The 16,564-nt window shown below is 44.3% G+C and carries 11 protein-coding genes; 5 read left to right on the top strand and 6 right to left on the bottom strand.

The window, feature by feature from the left end; all coding sequences use genetic code 11:
* Positions 1–150: 150 nt before the first annotated feature.
* Entirely contained in the window at positions 151–1,722 is a 1,572-nt protein-coding gene (locus HY064_15735) for a methylmalonyl-CoA mutase (protein ID MBI3512109.1), read from the bottom strand.
* Between the two features lie 71 nt (positions 1,723–1,793).
* Positions 1,794–2,342 carry a hypothetical protein gene (locus HY064_15740; protein MBI3512110.1) on the bottom strand — a complete coding sequence of 183 codons (549 nt, stop codon included), beginning with the start codon at positions 2,340–2,342 and terminating at the stop codon, positions 1,794–1,796.
* Between the two features lie 183 nt (positions 2,343–2,525).
* Here HY064_15740 and HY064_15745 point away from each other — a divergent pair, with 183 nt between their 5' ends.
* Both HY064_15745 and HY064_15750 read left to right on the top strand, forming a co-directional pair.
* Positions 2,526–3,092, top strand: a complete 567-nt coding sequence (locus HY064_15745; protein MBI3512111.1) for a hypothetical protein — start codon at positions 2,526–2,528, stop codon at positions 3,090–3,092.
* Between the two features lie 284 nt (positions 3,093–3,376).
* Positions 3,377–4,570, top strand: coding sequence for a pyridoxal phosphate-dependent aminotransferase (locus HY064_15750; GenBank protein ID MBI3512112.1), 1,194 nt, complete (start codon positions 3,377–3,379; stop codon positions 4,568–4,570).
* 135 nt (positions 4,571–4,705) lie between these two features.
* Here HY064_15750 and HY064_15755 read toward each other — a convergent pair whose 3' ends face one another.
* From HY064_15755 to HY064_15765, 3 genes are all read right to left on the bottom strand, one after another.
* Positions 4,706–7,930 carry an ATP-binding cassette domain-containing protein gene (locus tag HY064_15755; protein ID MBI3512113.1) on the bottom strand — a complete coding sequence of 1,075 codons (3,225 nt, stop codon included), beginning with the start codon at positions 7,928–7,930 and terminating at the stop codon, positions 4,706–4,708.
* Positions 7,931–8,080: 150 nt separating this feature from the next.
* Positions 8,081–8,518, bottom strand: coding sequence for a hypothetical protein (locus HY064_15760; protein MBI3512114.1), 438 nt, complete (start codon positions 8,516–8,518; stop codon positions 8,081–8,083).
* Positions 8,519–8,533: 15 nt separating this feature from the next.
* Positions 8,534–9,433 (bottom strand): hypothetical protein, encoded by a 900-nt coding sequence (locus HY064_15765; GenBank protein MBI3512115.1) that lies wholly within the window; start codon positions 9,431–9,433, stop codon positions 8,534–8,536.
* Between the two features lie 214 nt (positions 9,434–9,647).
* On the opposite strand from HY064_15765, the gene HY064_15770 reads away from it, so the two are divergent.
* Complete coding sequence (locus HY064_15770; protein ID MBI3512116.1) at positions 9,648–11,420, top strand: MFS transporter; 1,773 nt, start codon at positions 9,648–9,650, stop codon at positions 11,418–11,420.
* 75 nt (positions 11,421–11,495) lie between these two features.
* On the opposite strand, the gene HY064_15775 is transcribed toward HY064_15770, so the two are convergent.
* The gene (locus HY064_15775; GenBank protein ID MBI3512117.1) at positions 11,496–11,966 is read right to left on the bottom strand and encodes a peroxiredoxin; all 471 of its coding nucleotides are present in this window, start codon (positions 11,964–11,966) and stop codon (positions 11,496–11,498) included.
* A 162-nt stretch (positions 11,967–12,128) separates the two neighbouring features.
* On the opposite strand from HY064_15775, the gene HY064_15780 reads away from it, so the two are divergent.
* Both HY064_15780 and HY064_15785 read left to right on the top strand, forming a co-directional pair.
* Entirely contained in the window at positions 12,129–13,442 is a 1,314-nt protein-coding gene (locus HY064_15780) for a hypothetical protein (protein MBI3512118.1), read from the top strand.
* A gap of 38 nt (positions 13,443–13,480) precedes the next feature.
* A complete protein-coding gene (locus HY064_15785; GenBank protein MBI3512119.1) occupies positions 13,481–16,546 on the top strand; it encodes a histidine kinase in 3,066 nt (1,021 codons plus the stop codon).
* Positions 16,547–16,564 lie beyond the last annotated feature (18 nt).

The raw sequence follows: 16,564 nt of genomic DNA on the forward strand, positions 1-16,564 counted from the left end.
GCTTTTATTTTCCCAATGGTCATCTGTAAACTGAACAGAAATATTGCCGCTGATTTTCACAGATTCTCACTGATTATTTTCACAGATTAATTCCTCTGTCTGTCGCTGCCTTCTGGCTGCTGCCCCGCCTCCCGCGAATGAATTCGTGGGCTATTGCCGGTATTCACCAAAAACTTTTCTCATTGCATCTGCAATTTCTCCAAGCGTGGCATACGACTCCACGGCAGCTAAAATGTGCGGTACAAGATTTTCATTTCCTTTTGCAGCAACGGCTACTTTCTCCAGGAGTTCTTTCACTTTTCCATTATCACGCGCCGATTTTATTTTTTTCAGTTTTGCGATCTGGGTTTGGCGGATGCTATCGTCGATCGTCAGAAGATTTTCCATTGGTTTTTCTTCAACCTGGAATTTATTCACGCCAACAATTATTTTTTTTCCGGCTTCAATTGCATTCTGGTAAGAATAAGAAGCACCGGCTATTTCATCCTGCATGAATCCGTTTTCTATAGCAGCAACAGAACCACCCATCGCATCGATACGCTCTATATAGTCCCACGCTTTTTTTTCCACTTCATTCGTCAGTTCTTCCACCATCCACGATCCTGCAAGCGGATCAACGGAATCGGGCACACCACTTTCATGCGCAATGATCTGTTGTGTGCGCAGTGCAATGCGCGCAGCTTCTTCCGTTGGCAATGCCAGCGCTTCATCAAATCCGTTGGTGTGCAGCGATTGTGTTCCGCCCATCACAGCAGCGAGTGCCTGCAATGTAACGCGCACAATATTATTGTGTGGTTGTTGCGCAGTGAGTGTACTTCCTCCTGTTTGTGTGTGAAAACGAAGCATCATCGATCGCGGATCTTTTGCGCCGAGATCTTTCGTGATCTTCGCCCACATTCTCCTTGCCGCGCGGAATTTTGCGATCTCTTCGAAAAAATTATTATGCGCATTGAAAAAAAACGAAAGCCGTTTTGCAAAAATGTCGATGTCGAGTCCTTTAGCGATCGCTGCCTTCAGGTACGCTTTTCCATTAGAGAGTGTGAAGGCGAGTTCCTGCACGGCAGTTGCTCCTGCTTCGCGGATATGATAACCGGAAATGGAAATGGTATTCCACTTAGGAATTTCTTTACTGCAGAATTCGAAAACATCCGTGATGATGCGCATCGATTCTTTCGGCGGATAAATATAAGTTCCGCGAGCAGCATATTCTTTCAGCAGGTCATTCTGAATAGTTCCGGAAATTTTTTTCAGATCGGCTCCCTGCTTTTTCGCGAGCGCAATGTACATGCACAATAAAATGGAAGCTGTAGAATTGATCGTCATAGACGTTGTCACTTCTTCCAGTTTTATTCCGTCGAAAAGAATTTCAATATCCGCAAGAGAATCTATGGCCACTCCGGATTTTCCGACTTCGCCATCTGCAAAATCATGGTCGGAATCATAACCGATCTGCGTGGGAAGATCGAATGCTACCGACAAACCGGTGGTTCCGTTTTTTAAAAGATAATGATAGCGTTTGTTCGATTCTTCTGCTGTAGAAAATCCTGCGTATTGCCGCATCGTCCACAACTTCCCGCGATACATATCCTGCTGCACACCGCGCGTGAAAGGAAATTCGCCCGGCTGCTCTTCCGGAATATCTTTTTTCGGATAAACGCGTTTTATCCCGATACCGGAATCGGTATGAAATTTTTTCTGCTCCTCTTCAGTCTGTTTTCCCATGGAAAATTCAAAAATTCATTTGGTTTTTCAATTTATCAATCACTGAATTATTGAATCCTTGAATTATTGAATTAAAACACCTGTCCCACTTCTTTCTTAAGATATTCAAGCGCCACCTGCGTCGGCATTTTTTCAATTTGCTGGGAGATCTGTAAAATCATCTGGCTCAGATCGACTCCTGTTGCAGTGTCAGGCAATTTCGATGCAGCAACATTCACCAGTTTGGTAATTTCTTCCTTCGCCGTCTTCACCATTTCCCAGGCGTGATTCGACATGTAAATTTGTTGGGAAAGATTGTGTTCGAATTCAGTGCGGATCGTTTTTGTCAATTCTGCTTGTAAAAGACGCGCACTCATTCCGCTCTTGTGCGTGCGCGTGATGAGGATGTGCGGATGTATGCGCTCGAGAAAAATACTCATGCGTTCATACGCCTGCAAACGAATCGGCGTAACCACATTCTGATTTGCAAGACGAATTTCTGCAAGACGACGTTTTGTTTCCGTGTCCAGAAAATTTTTCACAACAAGATAAGCGGCTGCAAAAACTACCAGCGACGGAAGCAAATACTTGAGCATATCCAGAATGGTAGTCAGCAGATCGGGAGAAGAAGAGTTGGGCATAAAAGATCGGGATCGTTAATGGTTCTGGTAAAAATAATCATTTCCCTGCGCGTATAGAATCGTATCTTTTTTCCGTTGTAACATTATAAGTTCCAGATTCGTATATTTAAGTTGCGAATGAGAATACGCCGTTTCCATATTGTCCCCATTCTATTGGCCTTCACAGGATTATGCCTTATGCAAATGGCTCCTCCCGCTGAAACTTTCCACGATTTGCTCGGATTTTCACTGATGCCCGGCGCAAATTCAAATCCGGTTTCTTTCAATATCGTCCGCAAATTCGACGATCCTGCAAAAGAAATTACCGCTTATTCCATTTCTAAAGATCAGTTCACTTCCATCGCATCCGGGTGGGGCGACAATTCTGCGAATCCCGATCACACCGATTTTTTTGCGAAATATGAAATTCAGAATTGCGGTTATCATCCCGACACGATCATTCACCGCATTCTTTACAAAGGCGGAATTGGTTGCAGCACGGTAGATGAATTGTGGCGGCTCGGTTATTCCGAATATCCGTACTACGATCAGCCGGCACAAACGGCTCCCAAGATCGGCAACACGTATGATCCGAACGGCCCCGGCCCCGGTTGGGCAAAGGAAAAATTTTCTCCCGACGAAGGACAACAGGAAATTTTAAAACACTACGGCGTTACTTTCTGGAACGATATTTTTTATGGAGAAAATGCATTTCATCTTTTGCACGATATGCAGGATGATGCGTGGGTGAGTGCTTATAGCGGCGCGTGATTTTTTCAGGAGCGCAACTTCATCACATTTTATTCTCTCTGTTCCCGTCGAACGCAATCCCGAACGTGTTCGGGAAATGCGTACGCCGGGGCTAATGAGCAACTTCATCACATTTTATTTCCACCTGCACTTCCTGGTTTGGTCGGCTGGCACTCGCAGTTGATTTTTTCTTTGTATGAATATTACACATCAGGTTTCCACGACAAAGAGGCATAAATTGTAAATCGTAAATTGCAAATCGTAAATTGTTAGTCGTACATTTAGCACTTCCAAAAAAATCGGTTATGACACATCTCTCCGATCGCATTAATAAGCTGAGTGAGTCGCAAACAATAGCCATGGCGCGCAAAAGCCGTGAGCTCATCGCAAGTGGGATTGATATTATTTCACTCAGTCTGGGTGAACCCGATTTCAAAACTCCCGATGTCATAAAAGAAGCTGCAAAAAAAGCGATCGATTCCGATTTCAGTTATTACACACACGTTTCCGGTTATGCTGAATTGCGCGAAGCCGTCTGTGAAAAATTGCGCCGCGATAATCAACTGAAATTTTCTGCCGACCAGGTTGTGATCACTACCGGCGCAAAACAGGCGATCGCCAACGCCGTTCTTTCATTGGTAAATCCGGGTGACGAAGTTATTGTGCCCATGCCCTATTGGGTAAGTTATCTCGAGATCATAAAACTTGCCGAAGGAATTCCGGTGATCATTCCAACATCGATCGAAAATAATTTTAAAGTCACTCCTGAACAAATTGCAAAAGCGATGACGCCGAAAACGCGTTTGTTCATGTTCAGCACGCCCTGTAATCCTACAGGAACTGTTTATTCGAAAAATGAATTGCGCGCGATCGCAGAAGTTATTGCCAAACAACCGGATTGCTACATTCTCTCCGATGAAATTTACGAGCACATTAATTTTCTCGGCGGGCATGAGAGCATGGCCCAGTTCGATTTTATTTATGATCGCACGGTAACCATTAATGGCGTTTCAAAAGGATTTGCAATGACCGGTTGGCGCGGAGGATTTCTTGCCGCACCAAAATGGATCGCACAGGCCTGCGACAAAATGCAGGGACAAATTACTTCCGCTACTTCTTCCATCACGCAGAAAGCCATGCACGCGGCCATGCTCATGGATCCGGCAACCACGCATCCCATGCGCGACGCGTTCATGCGCCGGCGCGATATCATGCTCGCAGGCATGCGCGCAATTCCAGGACTGAAACTAAATAAACCCGATGGAGCATTTTATTTATTTCCGGAAATAAGTTTTTACCTCGGAAAAAAATTCAACGGAACTGAAATTAAAAATGCTACCGACCTGAGTTTATTTCTGCTCCATGAGGCACATGTTGCCATTGTTCCCGGCGCAGCATTCGGCGACGATCATTACATCAGGATCTCTTATGCAACGTCGGATGATAAATTACAGGAAGCCTGCAGAAGAATGAAAGAAGCGCTGGGGAAATTAATATGATTACAGATTTTTAGATTACGAATGGGGGAACGGAATGCGGAAAGTGCGGATATGCAGATTACAAATTATTGAATAATAAATTAGAAATACTTTTTCCCTTGCCCGCAAAAAATAATTTGTAATGTGTAATCTTTCCTACTGCTGGTCTTTCTTCTTCCCGAATCGTTCCCCGAGATTTCCCAAACCGTCAATGATTTTACGCAGCACATCGAAATAAAGTGTGATGATCATGAGGATGGACATTCCCCACAGCACGCATAAATTCACCCAGAACGTATCGTAATAATGGCCGAATATTTTTTTGCGCGGCGCGAAGAAATGAGAGTTCGCAAAATTTGAATGATACGGTTCGAGGAAAATAGGATCGCTTCGCTGAATTAATTTTCCATTCTGCTCGATCAGTTTATTGAATTCATTTTTATTCGTAACGAGATCGGAAAGCGCATCATTCATGTAATCATTCTTCAGTTGATTGAATTTCTCTTTCTTCGTGTCGGCAACTTTCGGATCCTTGTCGGTGATCTGCGCATTCACCGCTTTATCACGGGCATCATTATTCGAATTGAAAACTTTCATGTAGATCGAATTCACCAGGTTCAGGTACGCACGCATGGAGTTCGCATTGTCGGTATTGAAAGTTTTCGGAATTATTTTTGTGACGCAGGTATTGAGCGAATCGAGCTGGTGCATAAGTGAGGTGGAGATCGCACTCATTTTTTTTCGCTGTGGCGACGACAATTCCTTGATGCGTGAAAGATCATCACCGATCTCACTCCTGATGAGCGAAAGATCGCGCGTTTGTTCGAACGCCATCGTATCATTCTTCGTTCTCATTTTACTGCTCTCGCCATTCGCGAAGGCAGCAGCGGGAATCAGTTTCGAATTTGTTTCGCATTTATCGATCATCCCGCGCAGGTGCGAGATCCAGTAATTCCGTTTGTAATCCGAAATGCTGAGCATCTCTTCATAAGAATAAAATAATTTTTCGTACTCGTTATTCTTGAACTGGTCAACAGCCAGCGCTTCGAATGCCCAGCGCGATGCCATCATTTCTCCGGCAACAGGAACAGTTTCCTGCGAAGTAATGGTGGGATTTAGTTTTTCGAATTTCACGATCACGCCACTCAACAAAAGTTGTGGAATAATAAGGAATGGAATGAGAATGTAAATAGTGACCGCCGAATTGAAAGCAGAAGAAATATTCAGCCCGAGCATATTCGCAAAACAGGAAGTGGTGAAAAGCACCAGCCAGTAATCGAGCCACATTCCTTTTATCTGCAGAATATAATTTCCAACGAGAATGAACATGAAGGTCTGTATCGCAGAGAGCACAAACATGATCAGGATCTTCGACATGAGATAACTCGACCGCGACAAATTCAGAAATGATTCGCGTTTTAAAATTTTCCGGTCGCGGATAATTTCTTCCGCACTCACTGTAAGGCCGATGAAGAGCGCCACCACCACCGACATGAACATATATGCGGGAAGATTGTCGTTCTCGCGCAGGTTGTAACCGATCTTGTTCGAGACATCGGTATTGAAAAAACGTACGAGGTATGCAAGAATAAATGCAAGCACAGGCGCTTCGAGCAGATTGATCACCATGTACTGCGTGTTCGTGAGCTTCGAGCGCACATCGCGCGTCATGAAGATCAGCATCTGTTTTATTCTTCCGGGAATATTGAAAGTACTTTCCGGATTTTCATTGAGCGGAACAACTTTTTCCTGTTTCGACTCTACATATTCTCTGTAAAAATTATTCCACTCCGACGGAGAAACTTTTCTGCTGCGCGTGAGATTTCCATACTCATCCACCACTTTCGATTCGATGATGTTGAAGATCTGCTCAGGATTCACATTACCGCAAGTCGGGCATTCGCTCTCATCACTGTTCACATGATTCACCATCTTCTTGAAATACACGACTGCGTCAACAGGATTTCCGTTATAGATCGGGTAACCGCCATTGTCGAGAATAATGAGCTTGTCGAACATTTTAAAAATATCCGATGAGGGCTGGTGAATGACAACGAAAACCAATTTTCCTTTCAGCGCCAATTCCTTCAGCAAGTCCATGATGTTTTCCGAATCGCGCGAAGAAAGTCCGGAAGTTGGTTCGTCAACAAAAAGAACAGAAGGTTCGCGGATCAATTCGAGTGCAATGTTCAAACGTTTTCTTTGTCCGCCGGAAATTGTTTTTTCCAATGGAGAACCCACTTTCAGATTTCGCGCCTCATACAAACCGAGATCGGCCAGCAATTCATCCACCGTCTTCGTGATCTCCGCCTCACCCATATTCCCGAAGCAGAGTTTAGCATTGTAATACAAATTCTGGAAGACGGTGAGTTCTTCAATGAGCAGATCGTCCTGCGAAACGTGGCCAATCACTCCTTCGATCTTGTCTTTCTGCGTGTGAATATTTATTCCATTGATCAGCACTTCTCCCTGCGTGGGCGCTTCATTACTATTGAGCACATTGAGCAAAGTAGATTTTCCCGCGCCCGACCCGCCCATTATTCCAATGAGCCGGCCTGATTCTTCCTGGATATTTACACCGCGCAAACCGAGTTTACCGGTTTTGAATTTGTATTCAATATTATTTGCGTTGAACGTGATCCTGTTCCCGGTTTTGCTGCTGAGGAATGCAGAAATAATATCGCTGTAATAAACCGGTTGAACTTTTGAAGAGCGAAGCGAAGAACCCGGCGTAAGAATGTAAACTTTATTCAGCAGCATCGCCTGCCCGTTCAGGTTGAGTTCTGCTCCGCCAAAATACCTGCACGCGTACATGGAAACACTCGGAATATAAACCACCACCACGCGGCCGTTGCCCATGGTTTCGGAATAAATATGATGTGCGTGTTCGAATTTTCCGGAAGCGTCGCCATCGATCACGAGAAATTCGCTGATATCCGGCATATCCTTCACATCTTTCTCCACGAAATCGCGCAAGCGGCCGAACTCTCCTTTTTCAATATTGAAAGTTTCGGAAACTGTTTGAACGAATTCCAGTTCCTGTTCTGAAATTTCATAACTGGAATGAATGAATTCGATCAACCTCAAAAGCACAACGATCTTCTGTTTCTGCGTGAGTTCTTCATTGATCTGCGTGCAGATGCGGAGAACTTTTACAGAATTGAGAGAAGTGCGTTTTGCAGAACCGTCTTTGCGTTTTGCAACCTGGTGATGCGCTTCGAGAAATTCGTCAAAAAGAGCGAGGTACTGATCAACAAGTTCGAGACTGAGTTGCTGCTTGAGAAAAGATTCCACGATTCCCCTGCTCGCTGAAGTAACGCCGTCGACTTTCGCAATGATCGCGAAAAGTTGCATTAAGGCTTTCAGTATCCGTTCACTCATATCTGCGGGTCAACCGTGAAGCGTAAAAATATAAAAATCTTCGTGAGTTGCACTGTTATTTCCATTGTAGAAGAAATTAATTAATCAGCGCATTTTCCCAATAAAAAAGCCCCTTCGCAAAGAGGCTTTTCGATGAAGAAATACGATGAATCATTGTTTGAAGCCGATGAGCATGACTGCACAGCCGGATTCTTTTCCTGAAGAAGGATTGAGTGAAGCTTCGATGGAAACTTCCACTGTAGTATTCACTTTGAAATCCCAGTAAGGAGCATAATTATGCTGGCTATTGGAGAAAATAAGCTGGCGGTCGCCGGTGTTGGGATCAACTGAATAAATCGAAAAAATAAGATTGCCTTCTGTCATTCCGCTTCCTGCAGCGATGCGATAAGTAGATCCTGCGAAAAAAGTAGTATTGAACTGTGCATTCTCACCTGAACTAACAAACGCACGATAGGTTTGTCCATCGGAAACAAAAGGGGGAATGACGTGTGCCGAACACATTTTAGTTGTGGAATCACATTGAGCAGAAGTCCGTGCAACGAAAAATGGAGTTGCTATAACAAGAACCGAAAGGAGAATTTTTTTCATAGTACCGTAGAAGGGTTATTTGATAATGTAATCGCGAATGGCATTCACTTTTTCTACAAGAGCCGCCATTTGTTCCGGCGTGATCTTCACTTCCGTTTTACCGTTGATGGTGGTCACGTGCGCTGCCTCATCATCGGTAGGATCAGCAAAAGTGTATTTGATCTCGATCTTTTTGTATTCCACATCGAGGTCCTGGAAAAGTTTGATGAGATCATTCAATTCCGCATGCGGATTATCGGGAGTCTGAAGCTCAGTAAGCACTTTTACAATTCCTGCTGCAGTTCCTTTTTGTTCACCGATACGGACAGAAACAGTTTCATCCGGTTTATCTTTATACACATTGAGCGCAAAATAAATTCCTTCTATCCATCCACCGGCAAGAATAAGTCCGGCTACATTTTCCTGGTTACTCTCGCGCAGGAACTGATCGCTTTTGCGATAAGCTTCACCAACAAGCGAGAGAATAGAATCTTTTTTGCCAAGATTATCACTGAAACGTTTCATAAGATTCGCATCGAAACTTCCGGTGATCTTGAGTTGTTCGCCAAGCTGCATGACGGTTTTATAATACTCGGTAGCGTCACCTGTATTCTCATACATTGTGATATAACCGAGATCGGCACCATAAATTCCAAGATTCATTGCCCGCTTGGAAGCATCGGAATATTTCGAAAGATTCGCTGTAGGATTGAGCATATCTTTCTTGTAAAGTGCTCCGCTTTTCTTGATGATATCGGCGATCTGCAAGGGAGAAGGCACCATAAAACTCTGGCCTTTTACCATTACCCCGGTCACTTTAAGTGAATCGGAATCATTATTGCCTTTACCGTGATTGTCACCATCACTCGAGCAGGAATTGGCAGCGAACAGGATGACACCGGCCAGGAGAACAGGAAAACTGAAATTCAACTTCATTGATTATAAGCGTTTCGGGTGTTTTAAAAAGTCGCCGCAAGTAAGTAAAAAACCGGCAGTTTTCAAAGTGCATTTTTCACTTTATCTCCACAAATCGCTGTTTTATCTTGAAAAAATATGCTTCCGGCTGCATTGGAATGTTGTCGCTATCTCTTCCGTGCGAAAGCCACAATAAGAATGTTGTTACTTTTAGCCCCGATCAAAAGCAACTGCTGTGAAAAACCGTCCGCTTTTCATTCTTATTTCTGTTTTTTTCTTCTGGGGATTTGTGGCTGCATCGAATACAATCCTGATCGGCCTGTTTAAAAAGAATTTCGAACTCACTCAATTCCAGAGCCAGCTCGTCGACTTTGCTTTCTACGCGGCCTACTTCATTGGCGCACTTATTTATTTTTCGATCTCCATTCTTTTCGGCGATCCGCTGAATAAAGTTGGATACAAAAAAGGACTCATTGCCGGGCTCATTATTTCTGCTATCGGCGCGCTCGGATTCATTCCCGCAGAAATGGATCAGTCCTTTCCATTGATGCTCACTTCTCTTTTCACGATCGGGCTCGGTTTTGCATTGCAGCAGATCGTGGCGAATCCTTATGTGATTGCGCTGGGTGAGCCCGCTACAGGCGCGCACCGCGTGAGTCTCGCGGGAGGAATAAATTCTTTCGGAACTACGATCGGCCCTTTGCTGCTTGCGTTTGCTGTGTATGGAAATATTTCCGGAAATTCTTCTTTTATGGAATCGGGAGGAAAACGCACTTCCTTGCCGGTCACCATTGAACGAACAACGGGAAAATCAGAAATATTAAAACTTGCCGTTATTCCTGAAGAAAATATGAACCGGATTGCCGAAGGAAAAAATTTCATCCTCGTAATGAATAAATCTTTCGATGATTGTAAAAATATTTATGGGATCAATAATGTAAAGTTCAATTGTGGCGTGATCTTTTGTTTTACCAGCGATTCGGCCGGAGATAAAATTATCGATTCACTGAAAAAATCTTTTCCCGGTTCTCACCTTCCCATTCTCAGAACCAACATGAGCAGCGGACAACAACTCATCAAAGAATACAACCGTAAATTGAAAACTAACGTGAATCTTGAAGTAAAATTTTTCGGTGTCGATGCTGTTCTGTCGCCGAGCCTCATTCTCGCCGGAGCTTTTCTTCTATTCGCTTTCATTCTCGGAATTTCTTCACTACCATCAGTGACCAACAACGAAAATATTTCCGGCGACTTCGGCGCACTTCGTTATCCGCAAGTGTGGCTGGGCATGCTCGCAATATTTGTTTACGTGGGAACCGAAGTGACCATTCAGAGTAACCTGCCGGAATTCATGCGGAGAATGTTTCATCGCGAAGCAAGTACCACCGTACATTTCATTTCACTCTATTGGGGAAGTCTCATGATCGGAAGATGGGTGGGCGCACTCACCGTTTTCAACCTGAAGAACAGGATGAGAAATATTCTTACGGTTTTTGTTCCGATGCTCGCCTATGCGCTGATCCTTCTGGTGAATTACATCAAAGGCAGCCCGATGAATGATCTCCTGAAATATATTCCGTTCATCATTCTCGTCATCATCGGATTTTTTCTGGCGATGGAAAAACCGGCAAGAACAATGCTGCTTTTCGCTTTGATGGCTGCCGTGATGATCACGATCGGAATTTTCACTTCCAATGAATGGAGCACTTACTTTTTTGTAAGCGGCGGACTTTTCTGTTCCGTGATGTGGCCCTGCATTTTTAGTTTGTCGATAGCGGGATTGGGAAAATATACTTCTCAGGCATCCAGTCTTCTCATCATGATGATCCTCGGCGGATCACTAATTCCTCCCTTCCAGGGATATCTTTCTGATCACGCAACAGGAATTCATTTTTCCTATATCGTTCCACTCATAGGATTCCTGTATCTCGCATTTTTCGGATGGATGATACGATCTGTTCTCCTGAAACAGGGCATTGATTATGATAAGGGAAATGCGGCTCACTGATTTTTCATTTGAGGATTACCTGGTAATATTATCCGGGCTTCCGAAAATCCAAAATGAAAAATCAAAAATCCAAAATCAATTCAACCCTTCGAGCACAGTGTTGATCTTAGAAAAATCAGGGATCTCACCTGCATTCTCCAGCACTTCGGAATAACGTACCACGCCGTTTTTGTCAATGACAAATGCCGAACGTTTCGCCACGCCTTTCAATCCTACACTGAAAGACTCATACGCGTTTCCGTAAGCGGTGATCGCTTCTTTATTGAAATCAGACAACAACTGGAAAGGAAGATTCTGTTCTTCTTTATAACGTTTCAGGGAAAACGGCGTGTCGATTGAAATGCCGAGTACTTCTGCATTTGCTTTTGAATAACGTGCCATATCATCGCGCACACCGCAGAGTTCCTTGGTGCAGGTTCCGGTGAAAGCAAGCGGAAAAAAAAGAAGCAATACATTTTTTCCTTTGAATTGTGAGAGTGTGAAAAATTCTTTTTCCGTGTTCGGTAATTTGAAGTCGGGGGCTGATTGTCCAACGTTGATGCTCATGGTTTTTATTTTTAGTTTGTGAAATTGAGGGTACAAATATAGTTCATGAATTCAAAATAATAACAGGTCAGAACTGAGCAATTTCTCCCGCGGCAGATTAGGTATATTCGTTCCTGCTAATTGAAATCGGATCTACTCGTCTTACCATAATTGCAAATTCCATTGGAAAAAATAAGATCATTCCTCGTGCGCTTCACCATTCCATTCCTCCTTCTCACGAGTTTGTGGACGATGTCGAATGTGAAATGGGGAAAGAATTTCTGGACCACAGTCATCCAGTCCGACGGAAAAGGTTATTACGCTTACCTGCCGGCAACTTTCATTTATCATGATCTGCATTTTACTTTTTTCGATTCCATTGAAAAAAAATATTATTCGCCTGCCACTTATTACGATTACAGAACGAGTGTAAATGGAATAACCATCGACAAGTATTTTTGCGGCGTCTCAGTCATGCAGTCGCCATTTTTCCTGCTGGGCCATCTCACAGCGAAAATAAATGGCGGGGCAATGGACGGCTATTCGAAAACATACGTGATCTGGATCTGCATTGGCGCTTTGTTCTGGCTTTGGTTCGGATTACATCACCTGAAAAAATTTCTCCGCATGCACGGAGCTTCGGAAGGACAAGCAGCTTTCATTATTGCGGTTATTTATTTAGGCACGAATCTTTTTTATTACACTGTGTTCGAGCCGTGCATGTCGCATTTGTATTCTTTTGCTCTTGTTGCGGCATTTCTTGTTTACGGAAAATTGTGGATTGACACGAATGACCGGCGCGCGGCAGTAAAAATTGCTTTTCTATTGGGCATGATCATTCTTGTTCGTCCCGTGAATGGATTCATTGCACTCTGGCTGATATTCGAGGCAAAAGGTTTTCTTTCCCTGGTAAGAAAGAAGATCGATCTTTTCCGTTCACCGGAAATTGCTACTGCCAGGTACCTGTTCTTTCTCGTCCCACTCCTTGTTCAACTGATCATCTGGAAAATTCAAACCGGGAATTTTTTCGTGAACTCTTATGGAACGGAAACTTTTCATTTGGCACATCCGCAATTCTGCGATTTTCTTTTCAGTTACAAAAAAGGACTATTCGTTTATCTCCCCATCACATTCCTCTGTTCATTCGGACTGATCCCGCTCTGGATGAAAAATAAATTCCGGGCGATGGCTGCATTTTTCTTTTTGTTCATGCTCATCTGGATCCTGTCGAGCTGGTGGCAATGGTTTTACGGGGGAAGTTTCGGAACGCGTGTAATCATCGAATACCTTCCCGTATTTGCATTGCTTCTTTTTTACCTGCTCGACGCAATGAAAAAAAAACCGGCGAAAATTTTGCTCACCTCGTTCATCATCGTTCTCGCGCTGTTCTGCCAGTTCCAGACGGCGCAATACCGTTTCCTCGTTATTCACTGGTCCGATATGAACAAGGAGAAATATTGGAATGTTTTTATGGATACGAAATTCCTGACAAAATAAGAATCGTTTTTTGTCGTTAACTTGGATGACGTTTAACTATGCGCATCCGGGATTTTATTTTTTTCCTTTTTATTTTTTCCGCGGAAAAAATTTCAGCGCAGCAATATAATTTCCGGAATTATTCAGTGGCCGATGGCCTCGCGCAGTCGCAGGTGTATGCGATGGCGGAAGATCCGCGCGGCTACCTGTGGCTGGGTACGCGCGGGGGCGGGCTCAGCCGTTTCGACGGGCAACAATTCCGCACCTTCAACGAAGACGATGGATTGCCGAGTGCATTCATCGATTGCATCCGCATTGACAAAAAAGGAAATATCTGGATCGGGACTGACGAAGGCGCATGCTGGTATGATGGTGAACAATTTCACGCCCTCGATTTTTCAGGTACACGCGGGCAGGTAAATGATTTCTATTTTTCAGATGACGGGAAAGCTTTCATTGCCACGAACGACAGCGGCGTGGTTGTGCTAAAAGACAACTCTGCCCTGAAAAGGATCTACTACAACCACGGGCTTCCGACGAACAGGGTTTATTGCATCTGCGGTGGGAATAATAATGAACTGTGGTTCGGAACCGAACAGGGCGCTGTGAAATATGTGAATGATAAAACAATTTTTTTCGGAAAGCAGGAAGGATTTCCAGTCCTCGGTTATCGCGCTATAATTACTGATGAGCAGCACCGCATTTTATTCGGAACTTATGGTGCAGGGATAATCATTCTTAGTGACTCCGGCGTTTCGCGATTCGGAGTCGATGACGGATTGAGCAATAATTCTGTGCAGTGTATGATCAAAGACAATGCGAACAGGATATGGGTAGGAACGCCCTCGGGTGTAACGCGCATCAGCGGGAATGAAATGAAACAGTTTTCGGAGCGCGAAGGATTATGCAGCAATGTAGTGATGAGTTTGCTCGTCGATTCGTGGGGCAATACCTGGTTCGGAACTTCAGGCGGTGGCGCTTGCGTGCTCGACGGTGAACGTTTCATTCACTTCAATGAAAAAAGCGGCGACATGGGAACGTGGGTGTATGCGGTGCATTGCGATAAAAAAGGACATACCTGGTTCGGAACTTCACGTGGCGGTGCAACAGAATACGACGGAACTTATTACACGAATTATTACGAAGGCGCGGGATTCACCACGTTCAAAATAAAAAGTTTTGCAGAAGATACTTCCGGAACTATCTGGTTTGGCACTGTGGGTGACGGCGCTTATTCATTGCAGAATAATTCTTTTCGCCATTATGCACACAGCGATGGATTGAGCAGCAATTTCGTGAACAGCATTCTCATCGATTCATTGGGAAGAACGTGGTTCGCTACAGCGGGCGGAGGAATTTCCATTTATGATCCGCGTACAGAAACTTACACACGCATTGGGAACAAACAGGGATTACGCAACCCGAGAATAAATTTTCTTGAAAGTGACAGAGACGGAAACATCTGGGCCTGCTCGCAGGGAAGCGGAATTTACCTGATGAAATATGATTCATCGGGAACATCGGTCGCGAAAAATTTCACAACGTCAAAAGGACTCGCGTCCGATATGGTACGGTCGGCGACATGCGATCTCTCCGGGAAAATGTGGTTCGGTACTGCAGGAGGAGGAATTTCACGCTACGATGCGATTGGAGAAGGCGGAAATTATTTCAGGAATTTTACGCGCAAAGACAGTTTAGCTTCCGATAATATTTATTTGCTCATCACCGATCATTCAGGAAATATCTGGTCGGGAACAGAAAAAGGCCTTGATAAAATTGCACTCGACGCAAATGGAAATTTTCTTTCCCTCAAGCATTATGGAAAAGGAGAAGGGCTGAGTGGAATTGAAGTTTCTACCAATGCTGCCTGCGTGGATTCTTCCGGCCATGTGTGGTTCGGAACCATCAATGGTGCGAGTGTTTATCACCCGGAAAATGATTATGTAACGCATGAAGCGCCTTTGGTACATTTCACCGGGATAAAATTATTTTTCGATCCGATAGAAAATACCGAATACGGAAAAGGAAAACGTTCCGACAAATGGTTTCCCCTCCCCGACTCCCTCGTGCTGCCTTATTCGCAGAATCATCTTCGGTTTGAATTCACCGGAATAGATCTTCGTAATCCGGAAGGAGTTCGTTTCCGCTGGAAGCTGAGTGGCTTTGAAAAAAACTGGACGCCGGAAAATACGGAACGGCAAGCCACCTATTCCAATCTTGCGCCTGGCGATTACACTTTTGAATTGCAGGCAAAAAATTCTGACGGCTATTGGAGTGCCGTAAAAAGATTTTCATTTCACATTACTCCTCCAGTGTGGGCAACATGGCCCTTCCGCATAGGTGTTTCTTTGTTGGCCGTGTTGCTGGTGTTGATTGTGTTCTCGTGGCGTGTGCGAATCATCAAACGAAAAGCAAGAGAGAAAGTGCAGAAACTTTCACTCGAAAAAAATATTCTTGAGCTCGAGCAGAAAGCGCTGCGTTTGCAGATGAATCCTCATTTTATTTTCAATGCGCTGCAATCCATCCAGGGATTCATTGCAGGAAATGATCCGGCAGAGGCAAGAAAATATCTTGCAAAATTCGGAAAGCTCATGCGCATCACGCTCGAGAATTCGCGCACGGCGTACACGAGCATTGCGCAGGAAGCAGAATCGCTGGAATATTATTTAGGGCTCGAAGCGTTGTGCCACGGAAACCGTTTCTCCTTTTCAATTGAAACAGATCCGAAGATCGATCCGGAAGCAGTTTTTATTCCCGTAATGCTTATTCAGCCCTTCGTGGAAAATGCAGTGATCCATGGAATGAATCCTCTCGAAGCGAATGCCGCCTGCCCGACAGGGTCATTCGGGCGGGGAAAAATAATTGTTCGCTTCCTCCGCAAAGACGATTCAGTGATCTGCGAAGTGGAAGACAACGGCGTGGGAAGAGAAAAAGCAGCGGCGTTTGAATCAGAAATGAAAAAAGATCACAAGTCGGCAGCGCTCGAGATCACGCGCGAACGTTTATCGCAGGCGAACGAAGGAAAAACAAAAAGTAAACTGGAAATTATCGATTTGAAAGATGAAAACGGATTTGCACTCGGAACAAAAGTGGTGATCACGATCGGGAATGTCGTTTTCGAGTAAAGTATAATTGAATTTCAT

The organism is Bacteroidota bacterium (genome assembly GCA_016194975.1).
Taxonomy (GTDB): domain Bacteria; phylum Bacteroidota; class Bacteroidia; order Palsa-965; family Palsa-965.

Bases quoted from the DNA above. Each gene is read 5' to 3' on its own strand.
- HY064_15735 (MBI3512109.1), bottom strand. From the start codon at position 1,722: ATGGGAAAACAGACTGAAGAGGAGCAGAAAAAATTTCATACCGATTCC.
- HY064_15740 (MBI3512110.1), bottom strand. From the start codon at position 2,342: ATGCCCAACTCTTCTTCTCCCGATCTGCTGACTACCATTCTGGATATG.
- HY064_15745 (MBI3512111.1), top strand. From the start codon at position 2,526: ATGGCTCCTCCCGCTGAAACTTTCCACGATTTGCTCGGATTTTCACTG.
- HY064_15750 (MBI3512112.1), top strand. From the start codon at position 3,377: ATGACACATCTCTCCGATCGCATTAATAAGCTGAGTGAGTCGCAAACA.
- HY064_15755 (MBI3512113.1), bottom strand. From the start codon at position 7,930: ATGAGTGAACGGATACTGAAAGCCTTAATGCAACTTTTCGCGATCATT.
- HY064_15760 (MBI3512114.1), bottom strand. From the start codon at position 8,518: ATGAAAAAAATTCTCCTTTCGGTTCTTGTTATAGCAACTCCATTTTTC.
- HY064_15765 (MBI3512115.1), bottom strand. From the start codon at position 9,433: ATGAAGTTGAATTTCAGTTTTCCTGTTCTCCTGGCCGGTGTCATCCTG.
- HY064_15775 (MBI3512117.1), bottom strand. From the start codon at position 11,966: ATGAGCATCAACGTTGGACAATCAGCCCCCGACTTCAAATTACCGAAC.
- HY064_15785 (MBI3512119.1), top strand. From the start codon at position 13,481: ATGCGCATCCGGGATTTTATTTTTTTCCTTTTTATTTTTTCCGCGGAA.